The organism is Actinomadura sp. DC4 (assembly GCF_030406325.1).
GTDB lineage: Bacteria > Actinomycetota > Actinomycetes > Streptosporangiales > Streptosporangiaceae > Actinoallomurus.
Map to the genome: position 1 here is coordinate 360,799 of NZ_JAUEQY010000002.1, position 16,067 is coordinate 376,865.

General features: G+C 65.3%; 16 protein-coding genes and 1 tRNA gene. 8 read left to right on the plus strand and 9 right to left on the minus strand.

From position 1 onward, the window contains the following. Positions 1 to 316 precede the first annotated feature (316 nt). Positions 317 to 1,525, minus strand: a complete 1,209-nt coding sequence (locus QWU11_RS04320) for a helix-turn-helix transcriptional regulator (RefSeq protein ID WP_290103669.1) — start codon at positions 1,523 to 1,525, stop codon at positions 317 to 319. A gap of 109 nt (positions 1,526 to 1,634) precedes the next feature. Between QWU11_RS04320 and QWU11_RS04325 the strand changes: the two genes are divergently transcribed. Beyond that, complete coding sequence (locus tag QWU11_RS04325; protein ID WP_290103670.1) at positions 1,635 to 2,333, plus strand: haloacid dehalogenase-like hydrolase; 699 nt, start codon at positions 1,635 to 1,637, stop codon at positions 2,331 to 2,333. 198 nt (positions 2,334 to 2,531) lie between these two features. Here the strand turns inward: QWU11_RS04325 and QWU11_RS04330 are convergent, their stop codons facing one another. Next, complete coding sequence (locus tag QWU11_RS04330) at positions 2,532 to 4,256, minus strand: AAA family ATPase (RefSeq protein ID WP_290103671.1); 1,725 nt, start codon at positions 4,254 to 4,256, stop codon at positions 2,532 to 2,534. Positions 4,257 to 5,287: 1,031 nt separating this feature from the next. On the opposite strand from QWU11_RS04330, the gene QWU11_RS04335 reads away from it, so the two are divergent. Continuing rightward, a tRNA-Arg gene (locus QWU11_RS04335) sits at positions 5,288 to 5,375 on the plus strand. A gap of 192 nt (positions 5,376 to 5,567) precedes the next feature. Here QWU11_RS04335 and QWU11_RS04340 read toward each other — a convergent pair. The 3 genes from QWU11_RS04340 to QWU11_RS04350 form a co-directional block, all read right to left on the minus strand. Next, the gene (locus QWU11_RS04340) at positions 5,568 to 5,849 is read right to left on the minus strand and encodes a hypothetical protein (RefSeq protein WP_290103672.1); all 282 of its coding nucleotides are present in this window, start codon (positions 5,847 to 5,849) and stop codon (positions 5,568 to 5,570) included. Positions 5,850 to 5,881: 32 nt separating this feature from the next. After that, entirely contained in the window at positions 5,882 to 6,202 is a 321-nt protein-coding gene (locus QWU11_RS04345) for a hypothetical protein (protein ID WP_290103673.1), read from the minus strand. Positions 6,203 to 6,959: 757 nt separating this feature from the next. After that, positions 6,960 to 7,595 carry a DUF1707 domain-containing protein gene (locus QWU11_RS04350; RefSeq protein ID WP_290103674.1) on the minus strand — a complete coding sequence of 212 codons (636 nt, stop codon included), beginning with the start codon at positions 7,593 to 7,595 and terminating at the stop codon, positions 6,960 to 6,962. A 74-nt stretch (positions 7,596 to 7,669) separates the two neighbouring features. Here QWU11_RS04350 and QWU11_RS04355 point away from each other — a divergent pair, with 74 nt between their 5' ends. Genes QWU11_RS04355 through QWU11_RS04370 form a run of 4 tightly spaced genes read left to right on the plus strand, consistent with a single transcriptional unit; the run spans position 7,670 to position 10,827 of the window. Next, complete coding sequence (locus QWU11_RS04355; RefSeq protein ID WP_290103675.1) at positions 7,670 to 8,230, plus strand: hypothetical protein; 561 nt, start codon at positions 7,670 to 7,672, stop codon at positions 8,228 to 8,230. A gap of 49 nt (positions 8,231 to 8,279) precedes the next feature. Further along, positions 8,280 to 9,122, plus strand: a complete 843-nt coding sequence (locus tag QWU11_RS04360) for a DUF4097 family beta strand repeat-containing protein (protein ID WP_290103676.1) — start codon at positions 8,280 to 8,282, stop codon at positions 9,120 to 9,122. An 11-nt stretch (positions 9,123 to 9,133) separates the two neighbouring features. After that, a complete protein-coding gene (locus QWU11_RS04365) occupies positions 9,134 to 10,057 on the plus strand; it encodes an ATP-binding cassette domain-containing protein (RefSeq protein ID WP_290103677.1) in 924 nt (307 codons plus the stop codon). Then, positions 10,054 to 10,827 (plus strand): ABC transporter permease, encoded by a 774-nt coding sequence (locus QWU11_RS04370; RefSeq protein WP_290103678.1) that lies wholly within the window; start codon positions 10,054 to 10,056, stop codon positions 10,825 to 10,827. Before QWU11_RS04365 ends, QWU11_RS04370 begins: the two co-directional genes overlap by 4 nt. On the opposite strand, the gene QWU11_RS04375 is transcribed toward QWU11_RS04370, so the two are convergent. The 4 genes from QWU11_RS04375 to QWU11_RS04390 all read right to left on the minus strand — a co-directional run bounded on the left by QWU11_RS04375 (position 10,828) and on the right by QWU11_RS04390 (position 13,395). Beyond that, positions 10,828 to 11,373 (minus strand): LysM peptidoglycan-binding domain-containing protein, encoded by a 546-nt coding sequence (locus QWU11_RS04375; protein ID WP_290103679.1) that lies wholly within the window; start codon positions 11,371 to 11,373, stop codon positions 10,828 to 10,830. A gap of 18 nt (positions 11,374 to 11,391) precedes the next feature. Continuing rightward, entirely contained in the window at positions 11,392 to 12,384 is a 993-nt protein-coding gene (locus tag QWU11_RS04380; RefSeq protein ID WP_290103680.1) for a hypothetical protein, read from the minus strand. 22 nt (positions 12,385 to 12,406) lie between these two features. Next, entirely contained in the window at positions 12,407 to 12,733 is a 327-nt protein-coding gene (locus tag QWU11_RS04385; protein ID WP_290103681.1) for a YbaB/EbfC family nucleoid-associated protein, read from the minus strand. 152 nt (positions 12,734 to 12,885) lie between these two features. Then, positions 12,886 to 13,395, minus strand: a complete 510-nt coding sequence (locus tag QWU11_RS04390; protein WP_290103682.1) for a winged helix-turn-helix domain-containing protein — start codon at positions 13,393 to 13,395, stop codon at positions 12,886 to 12,888. 668 nt (positions 13,396 to 14,063) lie between these two features. Here QWU11_RS04390 and QWU11_RS04395 point away from each other — a divergent pair. Continuing rightward, on the plus strand, positions 14,064 to 14,696 hold the full coding sequence (locus tag QWU11_RS04395) for a ScbR family autoregulator-binding transcription factor (protein WP_290103683.1): 633 nt from the start codon (positions 14,064 to 14,066) through the stop codon (positions 14,694 to 14,696). Positions 14,697 to 15,065: 369 nt separating this feature from the next. Further along, positions 15,066 to 16,061, plus strand: a complete 996-nt coding sequence (locus QWU11_RS04400) for a ParB/RepB/Spo0J family partition protein (RefSeq protein WP_290103684.1) — start codon at positions 15,066 to 15,068, stop codon at positions 16,059 to 16,061. The last annotated feature ends 6 nt before the right edge of the window (positions 16,062 to 16,067 follow it).

Sequence of the window (16,067 nt, forward strand, 5' to 3'; positions counted from 1 at the left end):
ACGTCACCGGCCCCGCAGCTATCGATCAAGCCGCCACACGTTCACGGCCCGACCCGTCACACCGCGAACACGCCGCACGAACCCGCACCGCGGCCACCGGCTCACCCGCCCGCGCCACCACCAGACCCCGACGAGGACTCACGTACTTCCACCGCCGCCCACTGCAAGCGACGCAGAGATCGCTACAGGGGGTCTCTCGCGAATCCATAAAGGCCCGACTCCTCTAGCCCGAGACGTGAACGTGTCACGGGACGTTAGAAGCAGTTCGGGCCGCCAACCCGAACTCTCAGTTCGGGTAGCCCATTGGCTCGGATCGCTAGGGCGTCACGAGGCCGATGCGCTTGGCCAACGCACGCACCTGAGGAGCGAGGGAAGGACGGGCACGCCGCAACAACCCGCGTACGAGATCACGGGCGAGGAGGTTGTACCGCATGTCCTCCGGCCCGCTCGCCTCGGCACTGATCAGATGCAGGAGCACCGCGGCGTCGTCCCGACGCTGGTCATTCAGCCGCGCCAACTCCAGGTAGAACGTCGTCTGACGTTCCAACGAGGGCGAATTGGTGACGTCGATCTGATCGGCGATCGCCAGCCCCGTCGCGGCCTCGCCGGATTCCATCTCCACACTCATCGCGTGAAGGTCAACGTTGGTCGGACCGAAGACCGTCCACAGAACGTTCCCCTCACCGGCAGCCTTAGCCGCAGGCAAGGCGTACTCGCGCAGCCGGTCACGCGCGGTCCAGGAATCTCCCTGCCGTACGGAAGCAACCACGGCGACCAACCACAGAGAGCCGTACAGCGCCACCCAGTCCGGACCGTCGTCCAGACGGGGTTTCAACTCCTCGGCCGCGCGGAGGGCCGTCTCTTCGGCTGCCTCGGCTTCGCCCTGGGCGAGGAGGATGTGACCGAGGTTCCAGGTGGCCGCCGCCATACGCAAGGGGTCGTCGGCATCTTGAGCAGCTGCGATGCCGCGGTCGGCCGCCAACAACGATAGGTCTGTACGGCCGATGCGCTTGGCGAAGGTCCGCAGCAGGAAGTACATGTCACTCGTCAGCCGAGCAGCGTCCCGCCGTTCAGCCGCCTCACCAACCGCGTGGAAGGCCCGGCCGGCCTGCTGCACGTCACTGATCAGCTCCGGGAGGATGGCCGCACCCTCGGTGTACCGGTTCGGCGAGCACTGCCAGACGTTCCAGGCCGCATCGACGCGCCCGCGCAGCGGCGCCAGCTCCACCGGGCTGTCAGCACCCCCGTACGCCATCATCGCCCGGTGGATCTCCGAAGCCACGGGATGCGCAGTCCCGTCCTGCTCGAACTCCGGCTCGCCAAGCAACACCGAGACCCGCACCCCGAGGATGCGCGCGAACTGGTGCAGCAGCGTGATCGTCGGAGTCTTCAACCCCCGCTCGATCTGCGAGAGGTAGTCCTCAGTCACCCCGGCAAGGCCGGCCACGGCCGCTTGGGTCTTGCCCCGCCCTTGCCGGTAGAAGCGCAGCCTCTCCCCGATCCGGATCTCAGCCGATGGGCTCACGCATGCTCCCCAGAGGAACGGGAATCTGGCCGGTCAGTCCCAGCGTAAGCAGTCAACGCACCGTATGGCAGCCTGCCTTGAAGTGCCCGGACGACCGGAGGACGTATCCGTGACCACGCCAAAGCTCATCCTGTGGGACATCGACCACACATTGATCGAAACCGGCGGAGTTGGAAGCGAAGTCTTCCGTGACGCGTTCGAGCAGGTCACCGGCCACAAGATCGAAAAGCTGGCCGATGTCACCGGCCGCACGGAGCCGATCATCTTCCAAGAGACGTTGGAGATCTACGGCATTGAGGATCCCGGCGACTACTTCCTTAGATTCGTCCGAGCCCAAGCCGAGGGATACCAAAGCCGAGCCGAGGAGATGCGGCGTCGCGGTCGAGTCCTGCCCGGAGCGCGTGAAGCTCTCGAAAGCCTTGCAACGGGTCTGGATGCCTACCAAACGGTCTTGACCGGTAACCCGCGCCCCTCTGCAGAAGCCAAACTCAGCATATTCGACTTGGCCACAATGTTGAACGGCAACACCGGAGCGTACGGCGATGACGACGCAATACGAGCGAACCTCGTTGACATCGCCAGACAGCGCGTTTATAAACAGACTGGCGTTACATTCACCAAGAAGACCACCGTCATCATTGGCGACAGCCCAAGTGACGTCGAAGCCGCATCGAAAGGTGGTGCACAGATCATTGCCGTCGCTTCTGGCAACACATCAGCGGAGGACCTTCGATCTGCAGGGGCGACCACCGTCTTGTACGACCTTGCCGACACTGCTGCCGTCAGGGAAGCGGTAGCCGGATTCTAATTTCGAGAAGCGGCGCTAGCGAGATGATAGGGACGACCCCGTAGTAAATCACCTTTCCATCCCTATCCTCCGGACTCGACAGTTCGGTTGGCAAACCTCCCGGAGAGTGGCTTCGGAATCAGTCTACCCGTCAAAATATAGCAGTCGAGAGGGTCGCGGCCCCTAATCGTTGAATACAGCAACCCGAGCGCGGATTCCTCATAGAGAGGACCATAGATCTTGGATGAATCTTTGGGCCTCGACGGCGCTGTCGAGGTACCCACCTTCGGCGACTTCCACTGCCCATCGAGGACCTTTCCCCGGAACAGCCTTAACGAATGACTCAACTTCACCGGCCGGAACAACAAATACGCCCACTGCCTGCAATGAAGCTAGCAACCGCTGTAGCGCAGCACTTGCGTCGCCAGAAGGGACTACCGATGTACCGCTCTTCTTCGCCGCCCTCCAGCCTGTTTCGGGTTCTGTCAACTGGCGGATCGCGCGTATCATTGCGCTAGTCATCTTTCGATCATCTTTGTCCCCCAGTAGTTGTGCTAGTTTGCCTCGGATCGCTCCGACCGTTAGCACCGTCCCGCTTCCCCGTATTTGCGAATCCAGCAAATTGCGGTCCCCTGTCATCTCACTCGTGTATTCCCCACCAACGCTCTCGACGAGATTCTTGAGAACCGACTCGTCATTCAACGCATCAAAATCAACCACCACCCTGACGGGCACACCTAGCGCCCGCAATGCTGCGGTAACGGTGGGAATCCTATGCTTACTACCAGCATAGGTAAACATTACATCGCGCCTATATGGCGACGATCCCGTCGTCCGGACATTTTCGGCAATGGCACTATAGAATTGACAGTCAGTGTCACCTTCGCAAACAATTACGGCGTCATGAAACAACCCATCAAGTGAGCGTGAGAATCGAAGAAAAGGGTCACGCCAGAGCTTTGCCAGTTGACTCCGAGGAAGGCTTTGAGCGGAAGTCAGGTCGGAGTCGCGCGTAAGCCTAATTATTGAAACCCTATCGGGTTGTGCCTCAATAAGACCAAGGAGGATGTCAAGGCTATGAGTAGCAACAAATACCTGACCCTCCCCCTTCAGTTCGGTAATATATTTACCGATCAGGCGAGCTTGGGGCGGATGAAGAAACGCCTCCGGCTCGTCGATGAGAACCAAGGGATATTGCGCCGCTAGAAGCGTAAGAAGAATTCCCGCAAAACTTCGGACGCCATCACTTTGTGACTCTATCGGCGGTAGGGCGGAGAGTCGTTGAAGCGTGTCGCTGTCAGCGAAACCATCGGTCGATGTGGTAGCGAAGTCTTCCTGTGTATCGACACGGCTGACACGAAGGCGAATTGAGTTACCCCACGCATCGACAATGGTATTCATTCCGAATGCACCAAATAACGCCTCTCGAAAGGAGGATTTAAGCTGCTCGTCTCTCGTCAAAAGATGTATTGCATGATCAGGATGTGCACCCATCTCTAGGCGCCCCGGGGATCCTAGGTAACCAAGCCGCTCGCCGCACCACAGCCCTCGCACAAGGTGATTAGCTAGGGCGCCAAGTCGTCCTCCTGAGTGAGCATCCCAGACTGCCACCACCTGATCAAGGTAGAGCTCGCCAACATTAGTCGTGTGAATGCGCTCCCTTAGGTCATTATGGTTACTCCATGTGTAGCGACGTTCCTTAAGCCAGGCATTTACTTCATAGCCTGACATACGCTTATCTATCGCCACATCACTGAGAGCCAGGAAGGCATTCTGGGGGACTGGCTGACCGGGCCCAAGGGACAAGTGGTCAGATATCTCCTGGAGCGTTCGTGACTTTCCTGTATTGTTCGGGCCAATAAGAACAACGACGTCAGCATCCTGCACATCGATCGACGTGTCACCATTAAACGATAGGTTGGTTACTCTGAATGGGGTGTTCATCCCTCGCCATCCTCCACTCTATGCTGCTTCTTGGAATTAGCGCTCCTACGCAAGATCACCCTTAAAGCTAGGCGCGGATTTTGCAGAGTTTCGCTGTATAAGATCAAGGCGCCGGCGCTTCGCGCCGGCGCTGGCCGCCCGCTTCGGCCCGCCCTACGGGCGTGCGGCGTGGACGCCGGTCCCTCGGTCGCGCCGGTCGGGCGGCCCGTCGGACTTAAGCATCCGCCGCAGCGGATCCAAAACTTTACGAGCTCGACTCGGCCGGATCGCTGGCCGGCGGTGATGCTTGGTTGCTGGACTTCACAGCCCCCACCAGCAGGACACATCCGCCTAACATCAGCAACACGACCGCAGGTATCCGCACTGTTGACCGCAGCGATGAGCAGGCGTCCGCGGTCGAGCTGACGTCGAAGAGACTCACTCCAGCGCCATCAGCCTCCATGGCGTGTGTCAGGTCGGCGGTCTCCGCGTCACGCGAGGCGTGAAAAGCCGAACCGCAGTTCGTCCCCTGAGCAGACACGGGCATGAACCCGGTAATCAACCCCGCGACCACCACCAGAAAGCCCACCAGCGACAAGCCCCGTGCTGCACTCACCATGACCCCCATCGATGGCTCTCACTTAACAAAGAGGAGACGCCTCGTTACGTACAGCGGTTGTCTGCAGGGCCAAACTAACCGCGCGCCCGAGAAGGAGCCGGGACTCGCGTCGCGCCACCAACCTGACGAGCGCGGGGTCGACAAAGGTCACTCGCGAGCATCCGGACACCCAGGTCAGCTCACATGACGGCCGGGATCCATACGCCTCCAAGCCGAGGGCTTAACCCCAACGGGTTAGTCGAGCGCACCTCTGGGGGCTCCGCCGCCCCCAGGCCCCCGCGAGCCAGGGCACTCGCCCACGCGATCGAGGTCTGTCACCACTTCTCGCCTACGCGTGGACGAGCACCCCGGAGCGGTGCGCCGCGATCCATCAGGCGAATCTGGACCGCGGAATATACGCGGAATGATCCTTCGCACGGCAGATCCTGATACCGCCCGGCCGCAGGTCAAGTCATGATCGGACTGAAAGACAGCACCGGCCTCCGGAGCCGGGTGCGCTGGTTCGAATCCAGCAGGGGGCGCACGAGATGATCAGCGAAACCCCGGTTGAACAGCCTCGATGCTGTCCACCGGGGTTTCGTGCTTTTGCAGCCATGTGCCACTGATTGCCGCTGTTCGCGGAATATATGCGGAATGGTTCCGTGCCGTCTTCCCAGGTCGATCCGGGAAAACGAGAGCCCCGGCGGAACCACCGGGGCTCGCAGCCCAGCCGACTAGCGCGGCGTCGATTCGTTCGAACCGTCGTGGCCGTCGTGGCCGTCGAGGCAGCGGGCGTAGACCCGCTGGAGGAACTCCACTGAGTGCCCGGCCCACTCCGCGACGTTGGTGGGTGGAGTGCCGGCGTTAAGCCGTAGTGAGACACCTGCGTGACGGAAGTCGTAGGGCTTACGCGCCAGCGGCCGCTTGATCTGAGCCGGCGTGAACGCCTTGTCCAGCTTGCCACAGCGTGGAGCGCCGATAGACGCCCCCTCGCACAGTTCGGAAGAGTCGCCCATGCTCGTCGGTCCCGAACTCCGCGAGGTGCCGCTCAACCCGCTCTTGCTTCGAGCTGCTCGCGCCTGATCCCCACCCGTATTCGTACCGCTGGGCTGAAGAGCAGAAGAAGCTGAGCCGCGAACAACAGGCCGCGCGGCAGCTGGAAACCGGACGGATCCCCGAGCTCGGCAATCAAGAACAGCACGGCACCGAACGCCATCAACGCGCCAAGTACCCGCCATGCAGCGCGACTGCCCCGAGCTACTGCGATGAACAACATGAGATCAACGCATAGCCACATCACAGCCACGCCCCGACTGCCGGAGGGGTAACGGGCCATCGACTGGTTGACCAAGTCAAAGACGACAGCCACGAAAAGCAAGGTCCGCACGTTCCCGAACCGCACCCAGTTGAACGCCTTATACATCGTCCCCCCAAACACAGAAACTGCAGCATGTTCGATAGTACGCGGATGCGATGAAAGGACCACGGCCTTGACGTCAATGCTGGTCGAGCGCTACTCCTGGGGGCTCCGCCGCCCCCAGACCCCCGCGCACCGGAGTGCTCACCCACGTGATTGATGTCTGTCACGACGTCCCGCCGTACGCGCGGGAGAGCACGCGCGGTGGTCAGGCATGACGCATACCGGTGGTGCCACGCCGACGCCGTACGCGCCAACGCCGCGGTGATCGGCGGGAGCACCGGCAGGTATCCGGGGAGGCGCAGATAATGCACGCCGTAGTTTCAGCGCGCCGTTTTCGCCAGTGGCACCGGCCCCGTTTCCTGCCAGATCCAGAACCGGTTCGGCCCGGCGACCTCGATCCGCATTCGTGGGATCACCGATACGGACATGCCGAGTCGCAGCGCTCCGCCCGGCATTTGATCTCGACGCACCGCCACAATCCACGCAGTGTCAAGGGACCTGCCTCCGGCGCGGAAGCGCCCAGCCCTCTCGCGGGTCGGAGCACCCGTCGATTGTCGGCCGCCCCGACACCATGCGTCGGTGCGGCGGCACGTACGGGAAGCCGGCCACGCCAGGCCACTCGTGATCGGAACGAGAGCGCCGGCCACTGTCAGGAAGGGCCGAGGTAGATCGCCGACGGACCCTACGCCGCGCCGTGGACCCGGACTCAGCGAGTGAGTGCCGTCATCGGCCGAGGGCGCCGCAGCAGCCATTGCCAGAAGCTACGGCGGGGTGGCTTGGGCAACCGTACGACGATGCTGCCGTTACGTACCTTCCCCGTCACGTGGACGCGTAGCCGGATCGGCATCGCGGGGTCGACAGGTGCGCGATTCTGCACGCTGCCGCTGTGCATCTCCACATCGTCGACGTCCACGAGAACGTCCGGCGGAACCACCAGCGTCACCGACCCGCTGCGCACCGACGCCTCGATCTCCAACGTGGGCAAGGCGATGACGGCACCGGTGAAGTCGAGCACGACGGAGCCGCTCTTGGCCTCGATCTCGATGCGCCGGGGTACCACCCAAGGGCCGTCTCGCTTCGCGCTCGCACTGCCGACCGCGATCCGCGACATCTCCTTCGGAGAAGCGGCAGCCAGCGCCGGTCCGGCCGCCGGCAGATCCGTGAGCAGCGCCTCAAGCTCCCCGTACGTACGGGCCGTCAGCGCCACGTCAAGCCGTTCGTCCAGCTCATCCGCGCTCAACCGGCCGTCTCCGGCGGCATCCCGCAGTCGCTCCACGACCCGGTCTCGATCCTCGTGAGACGCACGCAGCTCGCGGCGATCGGGCACCATTTCACCGGACATGCCCTCACTGTAATGGCGCGGCGCTCGCGACCCGTGGTCTTGCGGTGACGTCATTGTGATGTCATAGTGGCGCCATGGACCTGACGCCGTACATCGACAACCTTCGTCGCGAGCTTGCGGCTGCGGCTGAGGCCGGCGGGGAGGACGCGAGGGCGCTTGCGGAGCGGCTTTCCGTCGCGCTCGACTCTGCTGCCCGGCTTGCGCTGCTCGAAGCGCTCTCAGCCGCCGCCGACGAGATCACGACCGACCTCGCCCCCGGCTCCGTCGAGGTACGGCTCCGTGGAAAGAACCCCGACTTCGTCGTGACACCACCGCCGACGCCACCGGCGACGTCAGAGGAGACGTCACAGCCCACCCTCCGCAGCGCCCTGGCCGGGGCGCTCGAAGTCACCATGGGCGTACGCGCGCCCTACCAAGAGGCCGCCGAAGAGACCGGTGGCACCAGCCGGATCACACTCCGGCTCCCCGAGCACCTCAAGCCGCTGATCGATCAGGCCGCCGGCCGCATGGGTCTCTCGGTCAACGCCTGGCTCGTACGCGCCGTCTCCGCCGCGCTCGAACCCGGCCCCCCACCGCCGCCCGGCAACCCCGGCGGCCAGCAGCTCGGGCAGCGCTACACCGGCTGGGTCCGCTGACCCTCCCGAAGACCCCCACGACCCCCAAAGCACAAAGAAGGGCATTGCCATGCCTGCTTTCGACACCCCAGAGCCGATCGCCGTGACCCTCGACGTCACCGCCGGCCACGTCAGGATCCACGCCGGCGACCGTACCGACACGGTCGTCGAGGTACGGCCGGCCGACGCGAGCCGGGACGCCGACGTCCAGGCCGCCGGCAGTACCAAGGTCGACTACGCCAACGGCCAGCTCACGGTCAAGGCCCCCCGCAACACCCTGCGTACGCTCTTCGGCCGGCCCGGGGCGATCGAGGTCACGATCGACCTGCCCAGCGACTCGCGTCTCCAGGCGACCGGCTGGGCCGACTACCAGAGCCAGGGCCGCATCGGCGAGTCGGTGTTCGACGGCGCCCTCGGCTCCGTACGGCTCGACCAGACCGGGCGGCTCAAGCTTCGCACCGCAGCGGGCAACGTCTCCGTCGCCCGGTCGACCGGGCCCGTCGACATCAGCACCTCCTCCGGAAAGGTCTGGGTCGGGGAGATCGACGGCGCTGCGGTGGTCAAGAGCTCCAACGGCGACATCACGGTCGGCGACGTGACCGGTGACGTCCAGCTGAAGACCGCCAACGGCGACATCACCGTCTATCGCGCCCTCGCCGCGGTCAGCGCCAAGACCGCGAACGGCAGCGTACGGGTCGGCGAGGTCGTCCGCGGCTCGGTCGTCCTCGAGACCGGGTTCGGCGACGTGGAGCTGGGCGTACGCGAGGGTACGGCCGCCTGGCTCGACGTCAGCTCCCAGTACGGCACCGTACGCAGCGACCTCGAGGCCAGCGAGAAACCCGGGGAGTCCGACGACACAGTCGAGGTGCACGGCCGCACCTCGTACGGCGACATCCTGATCCGCCGCCCCTGAGGAGAAGGACCATGACAGCCATCGCGGCCACCGGACTGCGCAAGTCCTACGGCGACAAGGTCGTGCTCGACGGCATCGACCTGGACGTCACCGAAGGAACGACCTTCTCCCTGCTCGGGCCCAATGGCGCCGGCAAGACCACCGTGGTGCAGATCCTTTCCACGCTGATCGGCGCCGACGCCGGAGAGATGCGGGTGGCGGGCCACGACGTGACCCGCGACCCCGACGCCGTACGCGCCGCGATCGGCGTCACCGGTCAGTACTCCGCCGTCGACAAGTTCCTCACCGGCGAGGAGAACCTGATCATGATGGCCGACCTGCACCACCTCGGCCGTAAGGAAGGCCGGCGCCGCGCCGCCGAGCTCCTGGACCGGTTCGACCTGACCGAGGCGGCGGGGAAGACGACCGCGACCTACTCCGGCGGCATGCGGCGCCGCCTCGACCTGGCGATGACGCTCATCGGCGACCCTCGCGTCATCTTCCTCGACGAGCCGACCACCGGCCTCGATCCCCGTAGCCGCCGCGACATGTGGCAGATCATCCGCGACCTCGTCGCCCGCGGCGTCACGATCTTCCTCACCACGCAGTACCTGGACGAGGCCGACCAGCTCGCCGACCGCATCGCGGTCCTCGACCACGGCGTGCTGATCGCCGAGGGCACACCCGAGGAGCTGAAACGCCTCATCCCCGGCGGTCACGTACGCCTGAGGTTCGCCGAGGCGAGTGGGCTCGAGTCGGCCCGGCGCGCCCTCGGCGACAGCTCGCCCGGCGACGAGCTCACCCTCCATGTGCCCAGCGACGGCAGCGTCAAGTCGCTGCGGGCCCTGCTCGCCCGGCTCGACGACCAGGCGATCGAGGTCGAGGAGCTGTCGGTGCACACCCCCGACCTCGATGACGTCTTCCTGACGCTGACCGGAAAGGAACGCGTTCGATGAGCTCTCTGCCGTACGCCGCGCGCGACTCGGCGACGATGCTGCGCCGCAATCTCCGGCACATGCTCCGCTACCCCTCCATGACCCTGTTCCTCGTCGGCATTCCGGTCGTCTTCCTGCTGCTGTTCGTCTACGTCTTCGGCGGCACGCTCGGCGCGGGGATCGGCGGCGGCCGGGCCGAGTACGTCGACTACGTGACTCCCGGCATCGTGTTGATGTGCGTGGCCGGCGGCGCCACCGGTACGGCGGTCTCGGTCGCCATGGACATGACCGAGGGAATCGTCGCCCGGTTCCGTACGATGGCGATCTCTCGCGCCTCGGTGCTGACCGGGCACGTCGTCGGCAGCGTGATCCAGACGCTGGTCTGCATGGCCGTCGTCATCGGCGTCGCCCTGGCGATCGGGTTCCGGCCGACCGCGAGCCCGCTCGAGTGGCTGGCGACCGCGGGCGTCCTGGGCCTGTTCGTGCTCGCGCTCACCTGGCTGTCGGTCGCGCTCGGCCTCGTGTGCAAGACCGTCGAGGCCGCGAGCAACGCGCCCATGCCGCTGACGCTCTTGCCGTTCCTCGGCAGCGGGTTCGTCCCCACGGACTCGATGCCGGCCGGGCTGCGCTGGTTCGCCGAGTACCAGCCCTTCACCCCGCTCATCGAGACCGTACGGGGACTGCTGCTGGGCGACCCGATCGGCGGCAGCGCGGTCCAGGCGGTCGCCTGGTGCTGCGGCATCGCGCTCGCCGGCTACCTCTGGTCGAAGAGGCTGTACGCCCGCTCGTAGCTACTTGTCGAGAGCCTTGAGGGCGACGGACAGCACCTGGATGGTGTTCTCCCACTCGGTCACGTCATGCCGGTCCGCCATCGCACGCAGTCTGTCCGCCACGTTCTTGTAGAACTGGCCGAAAGCACCGACGGCCGTCTCGGTCTCGGTGCTCACGGTCTGATAGCCGGGTTTTCCGTCGGCCCCCCGGTAGAACTTGGTACCGACGTCGTCGTTGCCCCAGAAGTTCCCTATCTCGCTCAGCCGCTGCTCCGCGGCGAGGATCTTCGCCGTGATGGTGGCGCTCTCCTCGTCGAGGCCGCCGGCGACGGAGCGGATATAGGCGGGATGCACCTCCGTGGTCGGCATGCGGAGTCGCATGCCGACCCGCAGTTTCCCGGGATCGTCGCCGATGAGGTCGCGGTTCGCCTCGTAGATGTCACGCCATTTGGTGCCGTCCTCGAACTGCTCTTCGGCGATCTTCCACAGCGAGCTGTGCGGCGTGTCCCAGCGCGTGACGGTGACGAACTCCGGCGGCGGGGGCGGTGGCTTCTTGGGAGGGGTCATGTCGGCCTCGTCCTTGCGTCAACCGGCCGGCTTGGCGGCCATGGTCGTGTAGAGCAGCGTCCTGAGGATGTAGTCCTTCTCCGTGGGCTTCAAGTCGCTGCCGCGGTCGCCGTTCAGATAGTGGTAGACGGGTCCATAGCCGATGTTCCCGCCGGCCATTCGAGAGATGAAGTAATTCACGTCCGGGTTGACCAGCGGTTTCGCCGGTGCCGTCGCCGGGGGGAGCGTCCCCTCCGGGAGTCCCCCTGCGGGAAGCCGCTTCGGTGTCCAGCTCAGGGGCTTGGCCACGACGTCGAAGACGCCGTAGAAGGCGATCGACGCGACGAACTCCTTCCAGGTCTCGTCCCAGTTGTCGCTCAGCGAGCCCGCGTCGTGCCAGTCGAAACCGTCGCCGGCGAACTTCCCGGCCAGCAGCTTTCCGCCATCCATCACGGCGACGTCGCCGACGGCGAACATGGCGCTGCCGAGGGAGTACTCCGCGGCCTTGGCGGCGAGCGTCCCCACGATCTTCTTGGCGATCGTGTCCTCGACGAACTTCTCGACGATCTTCGCCTTGATCTTGTTCTCGGCGATCCGGTACGCGAAACCCGCCTGCCAGGGGAACGTGCTGAGGAAAAGGAAGCTGAGAATGGTCGACAGGAGAAGCGCGTAATAAGCCTGCCGGGCGTAGTCGACGACCTCCGCGTAGTGCTGGCACGCCGCGCTCATTCCCTCGCAGTGGGCGACCAGCTTGTCCACGTCGCCCGTCGCGGGCGGAGGGGGAAAGTAGCGTCGCCAGAAGTCCCCGAAGGCGTTGATGCTCTCACCGGCGTTGTTCATCACGATCGCCAATGCGGCCGCGTCGCCGTACTCCCCCCAGTCCCGGATGTCCTTCGCGAGACCGGCCCACACCTCCGCCGCCTGGCGGGCCTTGGCGGGATCGCCTGCCGGGTATTCCACCGACAGCAGGTTGTAGACGGCGAGAGCGATGTTCCCGCCGATGAAAAGACCGGGACGGAAGGCCGCACTCATCGAACAAGCTCCCGTGTCGTACTCACGAACGCCCGCCTCCGAACAGTTCGTCGGGCGAGAAATCGGGGAGCAGGGCGCCGACCTTCGCGGCGGTCTCCTCATGGAGCAGATCCAGCGCGTCATTGGTCATCGCGACGATGCGTTCGGAGAGGTCCTCGATGTCGAGCCGTTTCACGCGAGGGTCGAGGGTGAGCTCGTGCACACGTCCCGGGCTGACGACGGTCAGCTCGATGAGGCCGTCCTTGCTCTTCGCCCCGACCGCCAAGGTGTCGAGCTCCTCCTGCGTCTCCCGGGTCCGGGACTCGAGCGCGCGCAGGTCGCGTTCGAGGCTTTCCCTGTCGAACTCCATGGTCGAAACCTAACTCGCTAGTAGCCCTATTCGCGATTTCCGGCCCTGACTTAACGGACAAGTAACATGCAGAACAGGCATTAAGGTCATCCAGCAACCATTCAGCTGCATGACCGAAACTACTCCTGAATAGCGGAGCGTCCGCCGGGCCTTCACCTGCCGGAGCGCGCCGGCCGATAGGCGTACCCGACCCGCCGTACGGTCACCAGACTCGCGCCGTGGCCGCGGAGCTTGCGCCGGAGGCGATGGACGTGGACGTCGACGGTCCGCGGAGTGGCGCGCGTGGAGCCCGGCCAGAGCACGTTCATCAGGTGGATGCGGGTGAACACCGTGCCGGGCTTCTCGGTGAGATAGGCGAGCAGTTCGTACTCCTGGAAGGTGAGCGCGACCTCGTCGCCCTCCGCCCAGACCCGCCGCGCGTCGCGGTCGAGGACCAGCCCGCCGAGGCCGTCGGACGCCTGCGGCCTCTCGGCCTTCACCGCCTTCGCCTCGTCCGCGGAGACGAGGTGCGCGACGATCATCATGTACTGACCGGTGTCGGGCACCGGGATGATGTCGAGCACCTTGCCGGGCGCGACGTCGCCCAGCGCGAAGACCGGTGGCTCGCCGTACGGGATGCGTGTGGCGACGTCGATGACGTTGGAGCTTCGCGGCAGTGTCATGCCAGACCCTCTTCACATGCGGATAGGGCCGCCACCGGGCTGGGCCGGAATGCCGGGAGTACGGCTCAGCGATCAGCCGGGCGGCGTCGGACTCTTGCTCTCATCGCACGGAAGCCGCACACAGCGCGCTCGCCTGCAGACGGAGGTCGACATGCAGGCGCACTGTCAGCGGAACATCACGAGTCACCTCTCCAGAGTGTAAAGCTTTTCCTACTTTGTCAATAGATTAAGTAGCGAATCACTCGGTCCCGGCGGCGGCGTCTCGGACCGGACCCGAGGTGACGACGCGGTGACCCCCGAAAGGAACGTCCGTAATAGGGGATACGCGCTCGATCGACGACCGTACGTGAGCGTCGGCGGGCGGCCGGCGCCGACCAGGGAACCGCCGCCACGGACCTGACGGTGGAAAGACACCGGCGGGGGCACCCGAACCGGACGCCGCCCGCACGACGTGGAGGGTTCCGTGGAGGAAACCGCGCGCATACAGTTACGGTCCGCCTCCCGCATCTTTCAAAATGCTCACTTAAGCGCACTCTTCTGAACAGGCACGTTCCCAATTTCAGCAGTTCATGACTAGGTGTCAGTGATACGTGTCACGATCGGATACGTACACGATCGCGGACTGACCGTTATACAATTCGGCTCATCCCCGAGCCCTGGGCAGGAGCATGCAGAGGCGAGCAGAGCGGACGCGGCATGTCATTCTCAAGGCCGCGGCGGAGACCTTCGAAGCCCGCGGTTACCTCGGCACCAGCCTGCAGAACATCGTCACCGGACGCCACGTCAGCAAAGGCGCGCTCTACTTTCACTTTCCCTCGAAAGAGGACCTCGCCCTCGCGATCCTCGCCGACCAGCACGAGCTCTGGCCCGCCCTGATCAGCGAGTTGCGCCGCCGCCAGCAGAGCGCGATCCGGATCCTGCTGGAGCTGTTCTGCCAGGCGACCGCGATCCTCCGCGACGACGCGCTGGCCCGCGCGAGCACGCGCCTCGCCTGCGAGCTCGACCTGATCGACTCCTCCGCGCCACGTCTGTTCGCCGGCTGGGCCGACGTCGTCGAGGAGCTCCTGCATGAGGCCCGTGAGCAAGGCGACCTGCTCCCGGAGGCCGACTCGCGGGTGGTCGCGGAGGTCGTCGTCGCCGCGTTCGCCGGACTGCAGCGCATGAACGCCATCAACCCCGCCAAGACCGACCTCCAGGAGCTGGTGACGGCGATGTGGCGGCACATGCTGCCGGGGCTCGTGACGGCCGAACGCCTGCCCGAGATCATGGAACACCTCGGCGCACTGAGCGGGGACGCATAGGCTCACGCGCCCGGCATCAGCGCGTTCTCGTCCGCTGTCAAGGCGCGCGAACGCTATTCTTACCTTTTACACTCGTGTGATTTACCTTCGCGTTACATTGCGCCGCGCGAAATGCTCTGTACACGCGGCGATAAAAATGCCGATGAGCAGCGGCGCGCCACGTTCCGCGACGGCCCGGCAACGGTCGAGTCCGACCGACTGTGGCCGCGTCCGCCATTGCCAAAACTCGGCCAGCCGGTATCTTTTTGCATGGTCGACCAGCGATTCGCGAGCGTACTGCCGCCCCCTATCCGTTTGGCCGAGGAGCAGCCATGACTCGCGACGCGACAGGGATGAGGATTCGTGAGTCGGGGTCACACGGTGACACAAGTGACGGCGCCAGCTGACCACCGCACGGCGGAGGCCGCCGCTCCCGGAGCCCACACCGTGCCGATCAGCGCGCTGCGCCCGGGGCCGACCCCGCGTCGCACCACTGACGAGGACCACGTCCACCGCCTGGCCGAGACCGACTCCCCCCTCCCGCCGATCCTCGTGCACCGGTCCACGATGCAGGTGATCGACGGCCGGCACCGCCTCCGGGCAGCGCTCCTGCGCGGTCGCGACACCATCGACGTGGTGTTCTTCGACGGCAGCGAGGAGCACGCGTTCATCCGGGCCGTCGAGGAGAACATCGCCCACGGGCTCCCGCTGAACCTCGCCGAGCGCAAGGCCGCCGCGGTGCGGATCATGTCCGCGCACCCGGAGCTGTCCGACCGCATGATCGCCACACACACCGGGCTGTCCGCACGGACGATCGCGACGCTGCGGCGGTGTTCAACCGAGGAAACCCCACGGTCGAACGCCCGCGAGGGCCTCGACGGGCGCCGGCGCCCCCTGGACGCCACGGAGGGCCGGCTCCGCGCCGTGGACCTGATCGCCGAACACCCCGACGCATCGCTGCGCGAGATCGCCAAGACCGCCGGCGTCTCCCTGGGCACCGCGCACGACGTACGGTCCCGGCTGCGCCGCGGCGAGGATCCGATCCCCCGCGGACACCGGGCCGACGCACCCGAGCCGCCCGCCTCCGCCGTCGACGCGTACGCCGTGGGGACCGCCCTCACCGCGGACGTCCCCCAAGAGCCGGACATGTCGGCCGAACTGCCGCTCCTCCTGGAGAAGCTGGCCAAGGATCCGGCGCTGCGTCTCACCGATCCGGGCCGCCGGATGCTCCGGCTGCTCTTCTCCAGCACGGTGATCGCCGATTGGCCTGAATTGGCCGATTCGGTGCCACCCCATCGTATCGAAGCGATCTTTAAAATCGCTCAGCAATGCGCAAAGGACTGGGATCTTCTCGCCCAGTCACTGCGGCGCCAGGCCCGCCGCTGAGCACGG